General features: G+C 56.6%; 1 protein-coding gene. It reads right to left on the bottom strand.

The annotated features are described in order from the left end of the window. Nucleotides 1-1,937, bottom strand: a 1,937-nt coding sequence (gene asnB, locus LNV08_RS22705) for an asparagine synthase (glutamine-hydrolyzing) (protein WP_263536025.1), incomplete at its 3' end; no start/stop codon positions are given. Nucleotides 1,938-1,997: the final 60 nt, after the last annotated feature.

A 1,997-nucleotide genomic window follows, 5' to 3' on the forward strand; every position in this document is an offset into this window, starting at 1 on the left:
ACGTCCCACAAGTGGTAAGCCCAGTTACGTTTTCCACTGAGGTGCTCGCCCCACTTTTGCCGGATGGGTGCTGGGTGAAAATAGCCTTCGCGCCGCAGGCGAGCTTCGTCCAGCAACTCTTCGGCCCAAGGACGCAGTGGCCCACGTAGCCATACGTCCAAGGGTACACCGAAACCCATTTTCGGCCGCTCGATCAGTTCCTTGGGTACATGGCGGTAGAGTACTTGGCGTAGGGCCCACTTGCTTTGGCCGTCATGCAGCTTCATGCTTTGGGGCAAGCTCCAAGCAAACTCGACTACACGGTGGTCCAAAAAAGGCACTCGAGTTTCCAAACTCACGCCCATCGCCGCACGGTCTACCTTAGTCAATATGTCGTCCGGCAGGTAGGTCATCAGGTCCAGTGCCATCATGCGCTGAATGGGGTCCAGGCCCTGCAAGTCCGGTGCGTTGCCCGTGAGCAATGTTGGCGGCTCATGGCCACCAATGACCATCTCTGCGGGGTCGTCCCAGTGTGATACAAGCCCTAAATACAGCGCATCAAGCGAAGGGCTACTCAAAACTTTGGCGCCCTTGTGCAGCTTGTCGCCTATGTTTGTTGCACGCAAACGCCCCGGCATAGCAAGCGCCGCACGGTTCCATATATGCGGTGGTACTGCAGTAATACCGCTCGCAAAGAGCTTACGCAGCGGCGTTGGCACTTTGGATAACTTGCGCCACATACCTGAGGCCATTTGGTAGCGGTTGTAGCCACAAAACAGCTCGTCTCCGGCGTCTCCTGATAGAGAAACTGTGACATGTTGCCGGGCCAACTGCGACACCAAAAAAGTAGGCAATTGTGAAGAGTCAGAAAACGGCTCGTCATACAGCGCCGGTAAGCGTGGCACCAGATCAAAAGCTGCTTGCGGCGTTACATAAAGCTCGGTGTGCTCAGTGCCCAAGTGCTGCGCCACCGCCTTGGCATGCTCCGCCTCGTTGTAGGCCGCCTCACCGAAGCCAATGGTGAAGGTCTTGACCGGCCTGCTGGACTGAGACTGCATCAACGCGACGATGGCAGATGAGTCCACTCCTCCCGACAAAAACGCACCCAGCGGCACATCGGCCATCATTTGCTGGCCGATGGCATGGCTAAGCAAGCGCTCAAGTGCATCCACCGCCTGCTCGGGCGAGCCCGCAAATGGTTTCGTAACACCCTGGGTTGCTGCCTGCGCCCCAGACCAATAGTTGATTACCTGTGGCTGGGGCTGCTGCGAAGACACCGTCAGGAGTTGACCCGGCCGCAGCTTGGAGATGCCGGAGTAGATGGAGTATGGTGCTGGAATGCAGCTGTGTCGCAACAGCAGGCTCAAGGCGCCCCTGTCAACTTGCGCCGTGAAAGCTGGGTGCGCTCGCAGAGCCTTAAGCTCGGAGCCAAACAAAAATACCGCATCGTTGCCTTGACCTTGCCAGCCGTAATACAAGGGCTTCTCGCCTAGGCGGTCACGCGCCAAGGTAAGTGTATGTAGTTGCCGATCCCAAACGGCCACGGCAAACATGCCAATCGCCCGCTCCAGTGTGCCTTGAATGCCCCAGACGTCGAAGCCGGCCAAAAGCGACTCGGTATCCGAATGGCCCCGCCACTCGGAACTTGGAAGCCCCGCCCTTTCGACCATGCCATCTAGCGAACGCCGCAAATCCTGGTGGTTGTAAATCTCGCCATTGAATACCAGCACATAACGGCCGCTGGGCGAGTGCATGGGCTGGTGCCCGGTTTGAGATAGATCGACAATTGCTAGCCGGCGGTGCGCCAAGCTGATACCACTGGCAGAGTGATTCCAAAATCCTTCACTGTCCGGGCCTCGATGGCGAATCGCGCCAGCCATTCGGCGCAACACATTGAGCTCATTCGTTTCATTGGCATCACTTTGGATGGATCGGAAAAAACCTGTTAAGCCGCACATAAGTTAAGTTTAAACTTCATATGGTTGTAATTGGCGAACATATCATCGAGGTCATAGAAA

Origin of the sequence: Paucibacter sp. TC2R-5 (assembly GCF_025717605.1) — a bacterium.
Lineage (GTDB): Bacteria > Pseudomonadota > Gammaproteobacteria > Burkholderiales > Burkholderiaceae_C > Paucibacter_A > Paucibacter_A albus.